The sequence below is a fragment of the Brevundimonas vesicularis genome (assembly GCF_044807075.1).
GTDB lineage: Bacteria > Pseudomonadota > Alphaproteobacteria > Caulobacterales > Caulobacteraceae > Brevundimonas > Brevundimonas vesicularis_G.
Genome location: NZ_CP085234.1, coordinates 604727 through 621480 on the forward strand (window position 1 = coordinate 604727; position 16754 = coordinate 621480).

Annotated in this window: 18 protein-coding genes; 4 read left to right on the plus strand and 14 right to left on the minus strand. The window is 68.5% G+C overall.

The features are described 5' to 3' along the window. Positions 1 to 17: 17 nt before the first annotated feature. Both LG306_RS02945 and LG306_RS02950 read left to right on the plus strand, forming a co-directional pair. Positions 18 to 497: an Rrf2 family transcriptional regulator gene (locus tag LG306_RS02945; RefSeq protein WP_404418083.1), complete on the plus strand. Its 480-nt coding sequence runs from the start codon at positions 18 to 20 to the stop codon at positions 495 to 497. Continuing rightward, positions 475 to 1416, plus strand: coding sequence for an NAD(P)/FAD-dependent oxidoreductase (locus LG306_RS02950; protein ID WP_404418085.1), 942 nt, complete (start codon positions 475 to 477; stop codon positions 1414 to 1416). The genes LG306_RS02945 and LG306_RS02950 overlap by 23 nt, the downstream gene beginning before the upstream one ends. On the opposite strand, the gene LG306_RS02955 is transcribed toward LG306_RS02950, so the two are convergent. The 5 genes from LG306_RS02955 to typA form a co-directional block, all read right to left on the minus strand. Further along, positions 1413 to 1877 carry an OsmC family protein gene (locus LG306_RS02955; RefSeq protein ID WP_404418087.1) on the minus strand — a complete coding sequence of 155 codons (465 nt, stop codon included), beginning with the start codon at positions 1875 to 1877 and terminating at the stop codon, positions 1413 to 1415. The genes LG306_RS02950 and LG306_RS02955 overlap by 4 nt on opposite strands. Next, a complete protein-coding gene (gene trpS / locus LG306_RS02960) occupies positions 1877 to 2920 on the minus strand; it encodes a tryptophan--tRNA ligase (RefSeq protein ID WP_404418089.1) in 1044 nt (347 codons plus the stop codon). Before trpS ends, LG306_RS02955 begins: the two co-directional genes overlap by 1 nt. Positions 2921 to 3045: 125 nt before the next feature. Beyond that, positions 3046 to 4641, minus strand: a complete 1596-nt coding sequence (murJ, locus tag LG306_RS02965) for a murein biosynthesis integral membrane protein MurJ (protein ID WP_404418091.1) — start codon at positions 4639 to 4641, stop codon at positions 3046 to 3048. Between the two features lie 170 nt (positions 4642 to 4811). Further along, positions 4812 to 7517 (minus strand): [protein-PII] uridylyltransferase, encoded by a 2706-nt coding sequence (glnD, locus tag LG306_RS02970; protein WP_404418093.1) that lies wholly within the window; start codon positions 7515 to 7517, stop codon positions 4812 to 4814. 51 nt (positions 7518 to 7568) lie between these two features. Then, a complete protein-coding gene (gene typA, locus LG306_RS02975; RefSeq protein ID WP_039246805.1) occupies positions 7569 to 9401 on the minus strand; it encodes a translational GTPase TypA in 1833 nt (610 codons plus the stop codon). 233 nt (positions 9402 to 9634) lie between these two features. Between typA and LG306_RS02980 the strand changes: the two genes are divergently transcribed. Beyond that, positions 9635 to 9940 carry a UrcA family protein gene (locus LG306_RS02980; protein ID WP_404418095.1) on the plus strand — a complete coding sequence of 102 codons (306 nt, stop codon included), beginning with the start codon at positions 9635 to 9637 and terminating at the stop codon, positions 9938 to 9940. Here LG306_RS02980 and LG306_RS02985 read toward each other — a convergent pair. The 5 genes from LG306_RS02985 to LG306_RS03005 form a co-directional block, all read right to left on the minus strand. After that, positions 9937 to 10434 (minus strand): GNAT family N-acetyltransferase, encoded by a 498-nt coding sequence (locus LG306_RS02985; RefSeq protein WP_404418097.1) that lies wholly within the window; start codon positions 10432 to 10434, stop codon positions 9937 to 9939. The two genes, LG306_RS02980 and LG306_RS02985, sit on opposite strands and share 4 nt — an antisense overlap. Then, positions 10434 to 10868: a DUF1178 family protein gene (locus LG306_RS02990; RefSeq protein ID WP_112863065.1), complete on the minus strand. Its 435-nt coding sequence runs from the start codon at positions 10866 to 10868 to the stop codon at positions 10434 to 10436. The genes LG306_RS02985 and LG306_RS02990 overlap by 1 nt, the downstream gene beginning before the upstream one ends. 6 nt (positions 10869 to 10874) lie before the next feature. Further along, on the minus strand, positions 10875 to 11714 hold the full coding sequence (locus LG306_RS02995) for a carbon-nitrogen hydrolase family protein (protein ID WP_404418099.1): 840 nt from the start codon (positions 11712 to 11714) through the stop codon (positions 10875 to 10877). 3 nt (positions 11715 to 11717) lie between these two features. Beyond that, on the minus strand, positions 11718 to 11975 hold the full coding sequence (gene grxC / locus LG306_RS03000; protein ID WP_055755096.1) for a glutaredoxin 3: 258 nt from the start codon (positions 11973 to 11975) through the stop codon (positions 11718 to 11720). A 72-nt stretch (positions 11976 to 12047) separates the two neighbouring features. Continuing rightward, entirely contained in the window at positions 12048 to 12842 is a 795-nt protein-coding gene (locus LG306_RS03005) for a phosphoribosyltransferase family protein (protein ID WP_404418101.1), read from the minus strand. Between LG306_RS03005 and LG306_RS03010 the strand changes: the two genes are divergently transcribed. Continuing rightward, a complete protein-coding gene (locus LG306_RS03010) occupies positions 12841 to 13743 on the plus strand; it encodes a methyltransferase domain-containing protein (protein ID WP_404418103.1) in 903 nt (300 codons plus the stop codon). The genes LG306_RS03005 and LG306_RS03010 overlap by 2 nt on opposite strands. Here the strand turns inward: LG306_RS03010 and LG306_RS03015 are convergent. Genes LG306_RS03015 through LG306_RS03030 form a run of 4 tightly spaced genes read right to left on the minus strand, consistent with a single transcriptional unit; the run spans position 13740 to position 16668 of the window. Next, the gene (locus LG306_RS03015) at positions 13740 to 13931 is read right to left on the minus strand and encodes a Flp family type IVb pilin (protein ID WP_017505369.1); all 192 of its coding nucleotides are present in this window, start codon (positions 13929 to 13931) and stop codon (positions 13740 to 13742) included. The genes LG306_RS03010 and LG306_RS03015 overlap by 4 nt on opposite strands. Before the next feature lie 25 nt (positions 13932 to 13956). After that, complete coding sequence (locus tag LG306_RS03020; RefSeq protein WP_404418105.1) at positions 13957 to 14370, minus strand: (deoxy)nucleoside triphosphate pyrophosphohydrolase; 414 nt, start codon at positions 14368 to 14370, stop codon at positions 13957 to 13959. Then, complete coding sequence (argJ, locus tag LG306_RS03025; protein WP_404418107.1) at positions 14367 to 15761, minus strand: bifunctional glutamate N-acetyltransferase/amino-acid acetyltransferase ArgJ; 1395 nt, start codon at positions 15759 to 15761, stop codon at positions 14367 to 14369. The genes LG306_RS03020 and argJ overlap by 4 nt, the downstream gene beginning before the upstream one ends. A gap of 1 nt (position 15762) precedes the next feature. Then, complete coding sequence (locus LG306_RS03030) at positions 15763 to 16668, minus strand: peptidylprolyl isomerase (RefSeq protein ID WP_404418109.1); 906 nt, start codon at positions 16666 to 16668, stop codon at positions 15763 to 15765. Positions 16669 to 16754 lie beyond the last annotated feature (86 nt).

Genomic DNA, 16754 nt, shown 5'->3' on the forward strand with positions numbered 1-16754 from the left:
GTAACAATTGCAGTTACATGAAAAGGGATTCTCGTCTGTCCAACATCCTCCACGCTCTGCTGCACATGGCCGAGCATGATACACGCACCGGCTCGCCCATGACCTCGGACCAGCTGGCGGTCTGTCTTTCGACCAATCCCGTGGTGGTGCGCCGAACCATGGCCGGCCTGCGCGAGCAGGGATTGGTGGCGTCGGAAAAGGGGCATGGCGGCGGCTGGCGTCTGTCGCGACCGCTGGATCAGATCACCCTGGGTCAGGTGAACACGGCCCTTGGCGGCGCGGATCTGTTTCCGGCCGCTCCGCCTATCGAGGCCGACGGCTGTTTGGTCGAGGCGGCGGTCAACGACGCCCTCGCCGAGACCTACGCCGCCGCCCGCGCCCTGCTGATCGCGCGCCTGAACGACGTAACCCTGGCCGATCTGGCGGCGGATTTCTCGCGCCGCATGGCCGAACATCCCAAGAGAGATCTGCTCCATGCCCACGCTCGAAAGTCCTGACGTCATGCCGCACGACGCCCTGATCATCGGCGGCTCCTATGCCGGCCTGTCCGCCGCCATGCAGCTGGTCCGCGCGCGCCGCCGCGTTCTGGTCATCGACGACGGCCGGCCCCGCAATCGGTTCGCCGCCCGCGCCCATGGCGTCCTGACAAATGACGGAAAGCCCGGCGCTGAGATCACGGCGTCGGCACGGGCCCAGGTCGCGGCCTATCCCACCGCCGCCTTCCGCATGGCGGAGGCGGTCGAGGTCGAACGGATCGATGGCGGCTTCTCGGTCGCCTTCGCTGACGGCACGCGCACACGCGGTCGCCGGCTGCTGCTGTCGCACGGAGTCGAGGACGTGCTGGTCGACATCCCGGGGGTGAAAGAACGCTGGGGCCGCACCGCCCTGCACTGTCCCTGGTGCCACGGCTATGAGATCGGCGGCGGCCCCATCGGCGTGCTGGGGCGCGGCGATCACGCGGTCCAGTATGCGGCGACGGTCGCCGAATGGGGCCAGGTCACCCTGTTCATGGATCTGGACGTCGAACTGTCGCCCGAGGACGCCCGTCTGCTGGATCGACGCGGGGTCACCATCGAGGCCACGCCCATCGCGCGGCTGGAGGGCGAGGCGCCGGACCTGAGCGGCGCGCGACTGACCGATGGACGGTTCGTCGACCTGAAGGCCATCTTCGTCGGCGCCAATGTGCGCGTCGCCAGCCCGTTCGCCGAGCGGTTGGGCTGCGAGATGACCGACACCCCGATGGGGCGAGTGATCAAGGTGGACGCCATGCAGCAGACGACGCAGCCGGGCGTCTTCGCCGCCGGCGATCTGGCGCGCGCCGCCTCCAACATCACCCTGGCGACTTCGGACGGCATGATCGCCGCCCACGCCCTGTTCAGGTCCCTGGTCGAGGAAGAGACGGCGGTCGCCGCCTAGCCGATCGTCGCCTCGACCGTGATGGTCGCGCAGACCGAATGGGCCATTTCGCAGTGGTCGTGCGCCTGATGATGCAGGGCGTCGATCTCGGCCTGATCGGGTTCGCGGCCGGTGAAGCTGGTGAAGGGGCGCAGCGTCACCTCGGCGAGGTAGCGCTTGCCGCTATCGTCCTTGCCCATCTTGCCCGACGCCTCGTCGACATAGGTGTCGACCACCAGGCCGGCGTTGGCGGCGAAGGCGAGGAACCACAGCATGTGACAGCTGGACAGAGAGGCGATCATCGCCTCTTCCGGATCGACGCCGGCCGGATCGGACATTGGCACGGGCACGCTGGAGGGCGCCGACGACCCCGGCACAACCGCCCCGCCGTCGAAGCTCCAGGAATGGGCGCGGCTGTAGCGCTTGTCCAGGAAGGGTTGGTCGCCGCGGGTCCAGACGACCTTGGCCTCATAGACGCCCATTACGCCCTCCAGAAGCCGACGATCTTCTTGACCTCGTCCACCACGGGGTCGGCGACCTCGGCGGCGCGTTCGGCGCCGGCTTTCAGCACACGATCGATCTCGGCCGGGTCGTCCATCAGGCGGCGCATCTCGGCCGTCACGGGCGCCAGCGCCGAAACCGCCAGGTCCGCCAGCGCCGGCTTGAAGGCGCCGAAACCCTGGCCGCCGAACCGTGCGATCACCTGCTCGCGGGTCAGGCCCGCCAACGCCGCATAGATGGCGACCAGGTTCTTGGCCTCGGGCCGTTCGTTCAGGCCGTCCAGGGTCTCCGGCAACGGCTCGGGATCGGTCTTGGCCTTCTTGATCTTGGAGGCGATCGTGTCGGCGTCGTCGGTCAGGTTGATGCGGCTGTTGTCGGACGGGTCCGACTTGGACATCTTGGCCGCCCCGTCGCGCAGGGACATGACGCGGGTCGCCGGCCCTTGGATGATCGGTTCGGGCACAGGGAAGAAGCCGGGAACGCCGAAGTCGTTGTTGAACTTGGCGGCGATGTCGCGGGTCAGCTCCAGATGCTGCTTCTGGTCCTCGCCCACCGGCACTTCGGTGGCCTTGTACAGCAGGATGTCGGCCGCCTGGAGCACGGGATAGGTGTAGAGACCGACCGAGGAGCGTTCCTTGTGCTTGCCCGACTTCTCCTTGAACTGGGTCATTCGGTCCAGCCAACCGAGACGGGCGACGCAGTTGAAGATCCAGGCCAGTTCCGCATGGGCGCGCACGGCCGACTGCGGGAAGATGATCGCCTTTTCCGGATCCAGGCCCGAGGCCAGATAGGCGGCGGCGATCTCGCGCGTCTGGGCGGTCAGTTTGTCGGGATCCTGCCACACGGTGATGGCGTGCATGTCGGCGACGAAGACATAGACCGGCGCGCCCTGGTCCTGCAGTTCCACGAACCGCTTCAGGGCGCCGAGGTAGTTGCCCAGGTGCAGCGCGCCTGAGGCCTGGATGCCGGACAGGATGCGGCGCGGGCCGTCATAAGTCGCAACGGCGGGGGTTTGGTCGGTCATGGGATCGGGTCTCGGAAGGTCGAAAGGCAGGCGTGGCGAGGCAGGCGGCGGTTCAGCCGCGCCATCGCAGGTCATGGATCAGGCCCGAGGTCGTCATGGCCTCGCGCTTATCGGTTCGCCGCCTGTCAGTCCAGACCGGAGACCGCGCCGCCGCCGGGCTCGCGCCTCAGCGTGGTCTTCAGTTCCGAGACCGTGACGGCCCGGAACGCCAGCAGGCAGAAGCCGTAAAGCCCGGCCCCGGCGCCGCAGACCACCAGGACGGCGATCTCCTTGGCCAGGAACAGTCGGCTAAGCTGGGGATAGAAGACGTCGGCGGCGAACAGCAGGGCGGCCATCATGGCGCTGGCGGCGATGACGCGGGCGATGCGCGACAGGAAGGTCGGCGACGGCCGCCAGCTGTTCTCGCGGATCAGGACGCCGCCCAACAGAGCGACATTCACCCAGGCCGAGGTGCTGGTGGCGATGGCCAGGCCCAGCACCCCGTCCCAGCCCTGACGGCGGAACCAGAAGAACAGGGCCGAGCCCAGAATGACGGTGATGACCACGCTGGCCACGGCGAAGATCATCGGACGGCGCGTGTCCTGGCGCGCGAAGAAGGGCGGGGTCAGAACCTTGGCCAGGACGAAGGCCGGCACGCCCCAGGCGAACTGACGCAGCACATCGGCGGTGCGGGCGGCGTCGGCCGAGGTGAAGGCGCCCCGCGTCACCGTCGCGTCGATGATGAAGAAGGGAATGACGAACAGGGCCACCGCCGCCGGCAGGGTGAAGGCCATGGCCAGGTTGATGCCGTCGTCGAGCGTCTTCTGCCCACCTTCGTGATCGCCGGAAACGAAGGCCTTGGTCAGGCGAGGAACGAGAGCCAGACCGATGGCCACCCCCACCAGCCCCAGCGGCAGTTGATAAAGGCGGTCGGCGTTATACAGCACCGAGCGCGCGCCCTCGTCCGAGCCGGTCAGGAACTGCGACACCAGAGAGTTGATCTGAAGCGCCCCGCCCGCCAGGGCGCCGGGCACGGCGAGCGCCAGGGTGTGACGCACATTCGGCGTGATGCGCGGCAGGCCGATCTTCAGCCGAACGCCCAGCCGCCGCACGCCCCACCACAGCAGACCGGCCTGGATCAGGCCCGACACCGTCACCGCCGCCGTCACCATCAGCAGCACAGTTTCTTGCGGGATCGGCAAGATCAGCGGCGGCATCAGGGCGGCCAGGGTGCACAGGTTTAGAAACACCGGCACGGCCGCCGACAGGGCGAACCGACCGCCGGTGTTCAACACGCCCGACAGCAGCGAGGCCACGGTCATACAGGCCAGGTAGGGCATGGCCAGTTGGGTTGCGATCACGGCGGCGCGCAGCACCATCGGCTGGTCGCGATAGGCCGACAGCAGCCACGGCATGATCCAGGGCATCACGACCTGCAGCAGGATGCAGAAGCCGGCGACCACCGCCAGCATGAAGCTGAGCGCCTCGGACGCCGTGACGGCGGCCGCCTCCTCGCCCTCGCGCGCCCGAACCCCCCCATAGACCGGCACGAAGGCCTGGGCGAAGGCGCCCTCGGCGAACAGGCGGCGGAACATGTTGGGCAGCATCAACGCCGTGGTGAAGGCGTCCATCATCGGCCCCTGGCCGAAGCGCGCCGCCAGCGCCATGTCGCGCACGAAGCCGAGAATTCGGCTGCCCAGCGTCAGGGTCGACTGCACCAGGGTGTTTCGGGCGAGGCTCATGCGATCTTTGGCTCTATTCTCCCCGCTCATCCCCGCGAAAGCGGGGATCCAGTGCTTTCGTGGCGCACTGACCTGTCCGAGATTGGCATATCGCCAACTCGAAAAGCCTGATCGCCCAAAGACCTGGGTCCCCGCTTTCGCGGGGATGAGCGGACATTTGATCCTATCGCTTAGCGCGCTTGTTCGCCGGGCGATACGGGCTTTGCGCGCGGGCTGCGGCGGCCCAGGTCAGAGACGTCGCGCGCGCTGGCGCGGGCCGAGGCGACCTTGCGTCCGGCGGGCGCGGGCGCGCGGCTGTCCAGCACGGCCTCAAGCGCGGTGCGCAGTTCGGCGATCCGCTGTTCCGAGGTGATCTTTCGCCCCTTTCGATCCACGACGTAGAAGCTGTCCACCGCCCGCTCGCCATAGCTGGCGACGTGGGCGGAGCGGATGCTCAGGCCTTCGTCGTTGAACACGCGCGACAGGTCCGCCAGCAGACCTGGCCGGTCGGCGCAGGACACCTCGACCACGGTGGCGACCTCGCTGGCGTGGTGATCGACCATGACCACGGGCCGAACTTCGAAGGCTGCCTTGCGCGCATTGCCGGTCGGATCGGGCGCCTGGCCGATGCGGCCCTCACCCCGCGCAGCCTTTTCAAGCGCCTCGACAAGGGCCTTCAGTCGGCGCGGTTCGGCCTGGCCATAGGGCAAGCCCGCTCCGTCCTGAACACGAAACACGTCCAGGACGACGCCGTCCTCGGTCGCCACGCGGGCGTCGGTCACGTCAGCGCCTAGGGCGGCCATGGTCTGGGCCAGATCGGCGAACAGGCCCGGTCGGTCGGCCGCGGCGATGGAGATTTCGGTGGTCTGCACCGTCAGCCCCTGCACGGGCGCGGTCGGGGCCGCCTCCGCCGCCGCGCCCGTCTCGCGCGCCCGCTGAACCAGGGCCGGATGCGCCGCCAGCGGATCCTCGCGCGTCACGTCCTCGCCCCGGAACAGGGCGGCGACCTGGTTGTAGAGGGTGCGCATCAGCTGACCCTTCCAGCCGTTCCACACCCCCGGCCCCACGGCCCGGATATCGGCGACGGTCAGGACCAGCAGCATCCGCAGTCGCTCGGGATCGCCGACCAGTTCGGCGAAGGCGCGGATCGTCGCCGGGTCCGACAGGTCGCGCTTCTGGGCATAGTCCGACAGCGCCAGATGGCTGCGCACCAGCCAGACCACCAGTTCGATCCGGCGCGGATCGACGCCCAGCCGCTCGCACGCCCGACGCGCGGCGATGGCGCCGTCCTCCAACTGCCCCCGCTCGCCGCCCTTGCCCACGTCGTGCAACAGCATGCCCAGCATCAGGGCTTCCATGTCCGAGATCAGATGCACGATCTCGCTGGCCATCGGGTGGTCGGTCTTCAGCTTGCCGCGCGCGATGTCGTTGATGATGCCGATGGCCTGCAGCGTGTGCTCGTCGACCGTATAGGCGTGGTACATGTTGAACTGGGTCTGGCCGACGATGCGCCCCCATTCGGGCAGGAACCGGCCCAGCAAACCCGTCTCGTTCATGATGGTCAGGACGCGATAGGGCCGCTGCCCGTGCGCTAGAATATCCAGGAACGCCCGCGTCGCCGCCGGATCGCGCCTCAGCCTGGGCGTCACCAGAGACAGCGACCGCGTCACCGCCGAAAAGGCGTCCGGGTGCAGATCCAGGTCGTGCTTGTCGGCGCAGACGAACAGGGTCAGCAGCTTGACCGGATCGGCGGCGAACACCTCCGGCCCCTCGACCGATAGACGGCCCTGGTCGATCCAGAACCCCTCGACCTCCAGCTTGCGGCGGGGGGCGGGCCGAAACGGCGCCATCAGCCGCGACAGGCCGTGCGCCGTCTTCTGGTGCCGCGCCTCCAGCTTGGCCGACATGGCCCGGGTCAGGGCGCCGACGTCGCGGGCCACCAGAAAGTATCGCCGCATGAACCGCTCGACCGCCGGTTCGTCGCCGCGCCCGCGCCAGCCCATGCGCCGGGCGACCTCGGGCTGCATGTCGAACGTCAGCTTCTCTTCGGCCCGCCCCGCGATCAGATGCAGATGGATGCGGACCCGCCACAGGAAGTCGAACGCCTCGTCCGACGTCCGGCGCTCGCGCGGGGTGAACAGTTCGTCCATCACCGTCGCGCCCAGCCGGCTTTCGGGCGCTAGGGACCGGGCGATCCAGTACAGGGTGTTCAGGTCGCGCAAGCCCCCCTTTCCGTCCTTGACGTTGGGTTCGACCTTGTAGCGGGTCGAGCCGGCCTTCTCGTGCCGGGCGGCCCGCTCCTCCAGCTTGGCGGCGATGAAGGGGCGCGGATCGGATTTCGACACCATGTCGCGGAACCGGCCGATCATCAGCTGGGCCAGCGCCTCGTCCCCCGCCAGCGGACGCGCCTCCAGCAGAGTCGTCCGCACCGTCATGTCTGTCCGCGACAGGCTCAGACACTCTTCGACCGAGCGCACGGCCGATCCGACCTTGGCCCCCAGGTCCCACAGCACATAGAGGACGAACTGGATCACCTGTTCGCCCCGCGGCGTCGCCTTAGACGATCTCAAAAACAGCAGGTCCAGATCGGAATGGGGCGCCAGCACGCCCCGGCCGTAGCCCCCGACCGCGACCAGGGCCAGCCGTTCGGCCTCGACCGGCGAGGTCGGCCACAGCGTCTGGGTCGCCACCCGCCACAGGCCGGCCAGCATCTCGTCGGCGGCGGCGGCGTACAGACGCGCCACGTCGCGACCCTTCATGCCGCCATCCAGCTTGCGCTCGGCCCGCGCGCGGGCGGCGTCATAGGCCTCGCGCAAAACGACAGAGACCGCCGCGCGCGGGTCTTCCGCGCGGGCGGCCTCGTCAAGGCGGTCATCCAGACTGGGCGAGGTGTTCATGTCAGCCGTCTATAGGCCCCATCCCACCCCGCGTCAGTCAGGGATTGCGGACTACTCCGGGCGAACGCGCTTCTTGCGGAAGGACGGGTTCAGCACCTGCTTGCGCAGGCGGATAGACTTGGGCGTCACCTCGACCAGCTCGTCGTCGTCGATATAGGCGATGGCTTGTTCCAGCGACATCTGGCGCGGCGGGGTCAGGCGAACGGCCTCGTCCTTGCCGGCGGCGCGGACGTTGGTCAGCTGCTTGCCCTTGATCGGGTTGACGTCCAGGTCGTCCCAGCGCGCGTTCTCGCCGATGATCATGCCCTGATAGGTCTTTTCGCCCGCGCCGACGAACATGACGCCGCGGTCTTCCAGGTTCCACAGGGCGAAGGCGGCGGTTTCACCGTCGGAGTTCGAGATCAGAACGCCCTTCAGACGACCGGCGATGGCGCCCTTGTGCGGCTCATAGTGGCTGAACACGCGGTTCAGCACGCCCGAACCGCGCGTGTCGGTCAGGAACTCGCCCTGATAGCCGATCAGGGCGCGCGACGGCGCCTTCAGGCTGATGCGGGTCTTGCCGGCGCCCGACGGGCCCATGTCGGCCAGCTCGGCCTTGCGGGCCGACAGCTTTTCGATGACCACGCCGGTGAACTCGTCGTCCACGTCGATCATGACGTCTTCGATCGGCTCCAGCTTCTCGCCGTTCTCGCCTTCCTTGAACACGACGCGCGGACGCGAGATCGAAACCTCGAAGCCTTCGCGACGCATGTTCTCGATCAGAACGCCCAGCTGCAGTTCGCCGCGGCCGGCGACCTCATAGGCGTCGCCGCCTTCGGTCGTCGTCACGCGGATGGCGACGTTGGCCTCGGCTTCTTTCAGCAGGCGGTCGCGGATGACGCGCGACTGGACCTTGTCGCCTTCACGGCCGGCCAGGGGGCTGTCGTTGACCGAGACGGTCATGGAGATGGTCGGCGGATCGATCGGCTGGGCGTCCAGCGGCTCAGTCACTTCCATGGCGCACAGGGTGTCGGCCACGGTCGCCTTGGACATGCCGGCGATGGCGACGATGTCGCCCGCTTCCGAACCCTCGTCCAGCGGCTGGCGCTTCAGGCCGCGGAAGGCCAGCACCTTGGTGATGCGGCCGCGTTCGATTTCCTTGCCTTCACGGTCCAGGGCGTGGATCGCCATGCCGGGAACGGCCTTGCCGCTCTCGATGCGGCCGGTCAGCAGGCGGCCCAGGAAGGGATCGCTTTCGATCAGCACGTCCAGCATGCGGAACGGCTTGTCCTTGTTGGCCTGAACGGCGGGCGGCGGGACGTGATCGACGATCAGGTCGAACAGCGGGGCTAGGTTGTCGTTGGGCTGGTTCAGGTCCAGCGTCGCCCAGCCATTGCGGCCCGAGGCGTAGATGTGCGGGAAGTCCAGCTGCTCGTCCGTCGCGCCGATGGCGGCGAACAGGTCGAAGGTCTCGTTGTGGACGCGGTCCGGATCGGCGTGGGCGCGGTCGACCTTGTTGATGCACAGGATCGGGCGCAGGCCCATCTTCAGCGCCTTGGTCAGCACGAACTTGGTCTGGGGCATGACGCCCTCTTCGGCGTCGACCAGGATGACGCAACCGTCCACCATGCCCAGGATGCGCTCGACCTCGCCGCCGAAGTCGGCGTGGCCGGGGGTGTCGATGATGTTGATGCGGGTTTCGCCCGCCTTGCCGTTCCAGAGCACCGAGGTGCACTTGGCCAGGATGGTGATGCCGCGCTCTTTTTCCTGGTCGTTGGAGTCCATGGCGCGCTCGGTCGTCGCCTCATTGGCTCGGAACACGCCGGATTGGGCGAGCAGTTGGTCAACCAGGGTCGTTTTGCCGTGGTCAACGTGGGCGATGATGGCGACGTTGCGCAGGTTCATTTGAGTATCGCGAAAAGGCGCGGCCGGCATACGGGCGGCCGCTGGTCATGAAAAGGCATGCGGGAGGCGCGCGCCTCTTACAGGCATGTGGACAGAAAGACCAGAGCGGGCGTTCGCCGCGCCGATCGCCGCCTTACCGATATTTCATCCCCGACGCCGCATCCGACGCCGCCGACGGACGCCTCCTTCCCACGACGGGCCTGACGCAGGCCCATTCCGACGGGGAAATGACGATGGGTTTGATGGTCGCAGCCGCGCTTGCCGCCGCTCTGGGCGCGGGCCAGGCGCCGGACATGCATGTGGATGCCGAGGGGCTGAACATGGTCCGACCGGGCGAGGCGATGATCCTGGCCGGCCGCATCCGCGCCGCCAGCCGCGACTGGTGCGCCGTCCATCGCGCGGTCCTGACGCCCGACAGCCTTGGCGACGCCAGCGTCTGCGAGCGTGAAATGCGACGCCGGGCCTATGTCGCCCTGCCCCGCCCCCAGCGCATCCATTTCGTGCGCGCCGGCGGCCAGACCGCGCTCAATCGGCGCTAGAGCGGCCGCAGCATATAGCGGGCGTCGGCGCCGTAGCTGGCCAGTTTGGCCGCCATGGCCTCGGCGGGTTGCTCGACGAAATCGTGTCGCGACCAGAAGCCGACAGCGTCATTGACCGCGACCAGGGCGATGGCGGGCCAGCCGTCTTCCGTCGCCTGTTCGGCCAGCCGCTCGACGATGACGCCGGTCACGCCCCCGCCCCGCGCCTCGGGGTGCAGGGCCAGATCGTGCAGATAGATCAGGTCCGGCTGGGCCGGCAGGCCTTCGATCACCGTGTTCAGCGGCGGCGCGCTCTCGGCCTTCCACGGATAGGCGATCAGATAGCCGCGCGCGGCGGCATCGCCCTCCGCCAGCACGAAACAGCCGCGCGGATAAAGCGCCAGCCGGTTCTGGAAACAGGCGCGATCCTCGAAGTGGTCGGGAAACGACAGCCGCGCCACCTCCACCACCGCATCGATGTCCGTCGGCCGCATGGGCCGCCATTGCCGGGTCATCAGTTCACCTTGGCCGGATCGACGGGCGCAGCCGGCAGGGCGGAGACCGGGACGCCGTCGTCCTTCAGTTTCCTGACCTCGGCGGGCGTGGCCTCGCCATAGATTTCACGCTTCTCGGACCGGCCCTCGTGGATGTCGCGCGCCTCGCGGGCGAAGGCGTCGCCGACGTAGTCGAAGTTGGCCTCGACATGGGCGCGGACCTCGCGGGCGGCGGCCATCATCATCGTCTGCATCTTGGCGGCGACGTCAGAGGCGGGATCGGCCTTGCGGGCGCCGCTGACCGCCGGGGCCATGATCGCCTTTTCGACCGCGTGCGAACCGCAGAACGGGCATTCCACCAGCCCCCGCGCCGCCTGATCGTCATAGTCGGTCGAAGAGCCGAACCAGGCTTCGAAGGCGTGGGCCTGGTCGCATTTCAGGGCGTAGCGGATCATGGGGCGTCAGGTGGCGGGCAGGAAATCGCGATCGTGGGTCAGGCTAGGCACGGCGGCGCGCGCCCTGGCCACGGCTTCCATGTCCAGTTTCGCACGCACGATGCAAGGTTCGTCGTGATCCGCCTTGGCGATGATCTCGCCCCACGGGCCGACGATGGTGGACCGCCCCCAGGTGCGACGGCCGTCCTCGTGCAGTCCGCCCTGCGCCGGGGCCAGGACGAAGGCGCCTGTCTCGATGGCGCGGGCGCGCAACAGGATTTCCCAATGCGCCTCCCCGGTCGGGGCGGTGAAGGCGGCCGGCACGGCGATCATCGCCGCCCCGGCCTTGGCCAGCTGGCGATGCAGATGGGGAAAGCGGATGTCGTAGCAGATGGTCAGGCCCAGCCGGCCCCAGGGCGTGTCCGCTACCGACGCCCCGTCGCCGGGCCTCACCGTCGCGCTTTCGCGATAGGTCTCGCCATTGGGCAGGTTCACATCGAAGACATGCAGCTTGTTGTATCGGGCCACGATCCCGCCCGACGCATCGATCAGCAGCGACCGATTGGCGGCGCGGCCATCTCCCGCCTGGCCAGACCGGACGATTGCCGAACCGATCAGAAGCCAGACGCCCAGTTCCGCCGCCAGACGACGCAGACCCAGAACGGCGACGTCCTCGTCCTCAATCGTGATCGCCGCCTCGCGCTGGTCGCGACGTTGCTCCAGGACATTGGTCCCCTCGGGCGTCAGGACGAACTTCGCCCCGCCCGACGCCGCCTCGCGGATCAGGGGCTCGACATGGGCCAGCGCCGCTCGCGCCGTCGCCGGCGTGCGCGTCTGGATCAGGGCGATGTCGAGCCCGCTGCTCATGGATCAGGCGGCCAGAAGTCCGTCCAGCTTGCCGTCGCGATCCAGCGCGTGGATGTCGTCGGAACCGCCGACGTGCTGGCCGTCGATGAAGATCTGCGGGAAGGTCATGCGGCCGCCCGACTTCTCGACCATCTCGGCCTTCTTGTCGGGATCGTTGGAGGCGACGATCTCGGTATAGTCCACGCCCTTTTTCTTCAGCAGCGACATGGCGCTGAAGCAATAAGGGCAGCCAGGCTTGGTGTAGATGACGACGTCGGCCAAGTTCAGATCTCCAATATAAAATCCAGCGCCCTCAAGCCGCGAGCCGCCGCGCGGCGAGCGATAGGGCGCTCTTCACATAGTCAGTTCACGGGCGTTTCGCACCCGCGCGATGACGGCGAGATCCACGGCGCGCGCTCCGGCGTCGATCAGGGCGCGCGCGCAGGCCTCTCCGGTCGCGCCCGTGGTCAACACATCGTCGATCAGAAGGATGCGTCGCCCCCGGATCCGACGCCGGCCCGCCTCGGTCACGGCGAAGGCCTTTTTGACGTTCAACCGCCGCCCGCGCTGGCTCTTGCCGCCCTGGCTGGTCGTGTGGGTCGTGCGGACCAGGGCGTCGGGCAAATAGTCGCGGCCGGCGTGCCGGGCCAGCGGCCGGGCGATTTCGGCGGCCTGATTGAAGCGCCGCGACAACAGGCGAAACCGATGCAGCGGCACGGGCAGGATCACGTCCGCGTCTTCGACCAGATCGGCGGCGGCCCGCCCGATCCAGCGCGCGAACAGGGGCGCGAACTGCTGCTGATCGCCGTGCTTGAACCTCAGGATCAGGCCACGCGACGCCTCGTCATACAGGCAGGCCGCGCGCGCCCTCTCGAACGCATAGGGCTTGGCGATGCAGGCGGCGCAGCGATCCTCGGCGAAGGCGCCGCCGTCAAAGTCGAAGGCCGCCCCGCAGCCATCGCAGACCGGCGCCTCTAGAAATCTGATCCGGCTCCAGGCGTCGGGCGTCAGGCCGGCCGCAGCCGTCGCCTCTCGGCTGTCGTGCGCCATGGGCGGCAGGATCAGGTCGGCCAGTCCCCGCCCCGCTCCGCGCAAGTGACGGCCCGCCCCTTCCCAGGCGCGTCGCCAGCCCCCATCCTGTGCGTCCATGACCGCCCCCCAATCCCCTTTCGACGGCCCCCCGCGCATCTTCGACGCCGTTCGACGTCAGGCGCGGCTGGCGCGGTCAGCCTCCCGGTTCCCCCAGGCTGACTTCCTGCACACCCGCGCCGCCGCCAACGCCGCCGAGAGCCTGGAAGCCATATTGCGCGATTTTCCCGCTGCGGTCGATCTGTCCGCCCATCCAGGCGTGTTCGATGCGGCGGTCCGGTCCAGCGACGCCGCCGGCCGCGTCGGTCCCATCCAGACGCCCGTCTCCCTGGCCCAGCGCGCAGCGCCGGGCGCGGACGCGCTGCCGCTGGCCGACGCCTCGACCGATCTGATCGTCTCCCTTCTGACCCTTCACTGGGCCAATGACCTGCCCGGCGCCCTGGCCCAGATCCGGCGCGCGTTGAAACCGGACGGTCTGTTTATCGGCACGCTGTTCGGCGCAGGCACGCTGAAAGAGCTTCGCGCCGTCCTGACCGAGGTCGAACTGGAGGAGCGCGGCGGCGCCCAGGCGCGGGTTTCGCCCTTCGCTGACGGCTATGACGGGGCGGCCCTCTTGCAGCGCGCCGGGTTCGCCCTGCCGGTGTCGGACGTGGATCGGTTCACCGTCCGCTACACCGACCTGTTCGCCCTGATCCGCGACCTGCGCGCCATGGGCGAGACCAATGTGCTGCACGGACCCGTTCGGCCGTTGAGCCGCCGCATCATGGCGCGCGCCGCCGCCCTCTATGCCGAGCGATACGGTTTCGACGACGGCCGCATCCCGGCGACGTTCGAGATCATTCATCTGGCCGGCTGGAAACCCCATGACAGCCAGCAGAAGCCCCTGCCGCGCGGCTCCGCCAAGACGCGGCTGGCCGATGCGCTGGGCGTCAGGGAAATGACGGGCGACGAGCCGGACTAGTTGCCGACGACGGCCTTCATGGCGGTGGTCAGCCGCTCCACCGTTACGGCCAGGCCGCCGTTCTGCGTGTTCGCCAGGGCGCTGACCGAGGTCACGATCGCCAGGAAGATCAAGGCGCAGATCAGGCCGTATTCGATGGCTGTGGCCCCGCTCTCATTGCGCAGGAACCGGCCGATAAGACGTCGCATGGCCGGCCTCCCTGGTCGGCGGTGGTCAGAGCAGGTCGCGCAACCAGGCGACCAGAGGTTCGTCCGCCGGGGGCATGGGATAGTCCGAAAGCTTGCTCGGCTTCACCCAGGCCAGGCCGTCGTGTTCACGCGCCGTGACCACGCCGTCCCACCGTCGGCACAGGTACAATGGCATCAACAGGTGAAACGAATCGTAAGCGTGACTGGCGAAAACGAACGGCGACAGACAGTTTTCGCTGACGTCGATCCCCAGCTCTTCCTTCAGCTCGCGGATCAGGGCCTGTTCCGGCCGCTCTCCGGGCTCGACCTTGCCGCCCGGAAACTCCCACAGCCCGGCCAGCGTCTTGCCCTCGGGACGCTTGGCGATCAGCACCCGCCCGTCCACGTCAATCAGGGCGACGGCGACGACCAGGACGGTGAGAAGGGGCGCAGCGGTCACGAGCGATAGTCGCCGTTGATCTCGATGTAGCCCTTGGTCAGATCGCAGGTCCACACGGTCGCCGACGCCCGGCCCGAACCCACGTCGACGGTGATGTCGATTTCGGGGTTCTTCATATAGGCGGTCATCTTGGCCTCGTCGTAGGTCGGAGATGGCGCGCCGTCGACGGCGGCCTGGTGCGGGCCGAACTTGATGGCCAGGCGGTCGCGGTCGACCGGCTCCTCGGTCTTGCCCACCGCCATGACGACCCGGCCCCAGTTGGCGTCCTGACCGGCGATGGCGGTCTTGACCAGCGGGCTGTCGGCGATGGACTTGGCCAGCTTGCGGGCGGAGGCGGGCGAGGCGGCCCCGTCCACCGTCACCTTGACGAACTTGGTTGCGCCTTCGCCGTCGCGCACCAGCTGGTGGGCCAGATCCAGCATCACCTTGTCCAGGGCGGCCGAGAAGTTCTTCAGCCGGCGATCCCCGACCCGCCCGATGCGCGGCGCGCCCGAGGTTCCGGTGGCGAACAGCAGGGCCGTGTCGTTGGTCGAGGTGTCGCCGTCCACCGTCACGCTGTTGAAGGTGGTGCGTACGTGCAGGCCCAGCAGCGCCTGCAGCACGTTCGGATGGATGTCGGCGTCGGTGACGATGAAGGCCAGCATGGTCGCCATGTCTGGCGCGATCATGCCCGATCCCTTGGCGATGCCGGCGATCCGGACCTTGTAGCCCTCGATCTCGGCCTCGGCGTAGGAGCCCTTGGGGAAGGTGTCGGTGGTCATGATGCCGCGACCCGCCCGGGGCCAGGCGTCCGCCTCCAGCCCGGTCTCGATCTCGGGCAGTTTGGCGACGATCTTCTTGTCGTCCAGCACCACCCCGATCACCCCGGTCGAGGCCAGCATGACGTCGCGCTGACGACAGCCGAACCGTTTGGCGACCTCCGAGGCCGTGCGCCGCGCCGCATCCGCGCCGGCCTTGCCGGTGAAGGCGTTGGCGCATCCGGCGTTGATCACCAGGGCGCGCACATCCTTGCCGCCCTCGGCCCCGGCCAGATGTTTCTTGCACCAGTCCACGGGCGCCGAGCCGATCTTGTGGCGGGTGAAGACCCCGGCGCAGCTGGTCCCCCGCGCGAACCGGAACACCACCAGATCGTCGCGCTCATGCTTGTAGAAGCCGGCGCGCGCGGTCGCGATCTCGACCCCGCCGATCGGCGGAATGCTCGGGAACGGCACGGCTAAGGGCGAGATGGCCAGGCCGGGCTTGCCGGCGGCGGCGGGCGCAGGCGCTGCGGCCGGGGCCGCATCCGATCCCGGCGTGCGGGTGGCGCGCTTCAGCGCCGTGGCGAACGGGTCCAGCGCCTTTTCGAACGCATGCTCGATCTTCTGGCCGGTCGTGGAGGGAGGCTTGGTCATGTCAGGCGCCCGGAGGAGCGGAAGGGGCGGAAGGAGCGGGCGATGCGGGCGGCGTCTGGGCGGGCAGGCGGACATCGACCTTGGCCTTGCCGCGCAGTTGTTCCAGCAACTGCCGCACGCCCTCATAGGTCAGATAGCGCACGATCTGCGGTCGGGCCTGTTCCAGCGTCGGCGGGTTTTCCTTGCGCCGGTCCTCGACCCTCAGAACAGCCCAGCCGCCCTCGGTCTGGAATGGCCCGACGGTCGAGCCGGCCGGTTTGTCGCGCAGGGCGTCGGCATAGGCTTGGGGCATCACGTCCAGCGTCGAATAGCCCAGGTCGCCGCCGGAAAAGCGTGTCGCCTCGTCGATCGACCGCTCCGCCGCCACCGCCTCGAAGCCGGCGCCCTGGCCCAGAATGCCGATCACGGCGTCCGCCTCGGGCTTGGTGCGCGACAGGATCAGCCGCACACGGATCTCTTCCGACGTCTTCGCCAGCCGCAGCTGCTCATTATACAGGGTCTGCACCGCCTGGTCCGAAACGGCGTTGTTGACCACGCTCTCGACCAGCATGTCGCCCAGGATGCGTTCGCGCGTCGCTTCCAGACGCCGCTGCGCCAGGGGCGAGGAGTCCAGCCGCCGCCGCTGCGCTTCTCCGGCCAGCAGCTTCTGATCGATCACCTCGTCCAGCACCCGGCGGAAGAGATCCGACGTCGTATCCAGCGCCTCGTCCTCGCCGATCAAACCTTGGGCCACCGCCTCGCGCTTCACGTCCGAGGCCCAGATGGTCTCGTCCTGAACCGTGGCGACGGCCTGGTCCCCCTGTTCGGGCGGTCGGTTGTCGCCGCTGCGCGCACAGGCGGCGGTCGAAAGCGTCGCCGTCAGCAAGGCCGCCGTCAGGATGCGTGAAGATCGCCGGAATGGGTTCAAGGGGGCGCTCCGTCGAAGGCGGCCGAAAGCCCCTCGCGTTGACAGGGGTTAGGCCGGTGCTTAAGTCCCGCCTGCGCCCAAGTCGA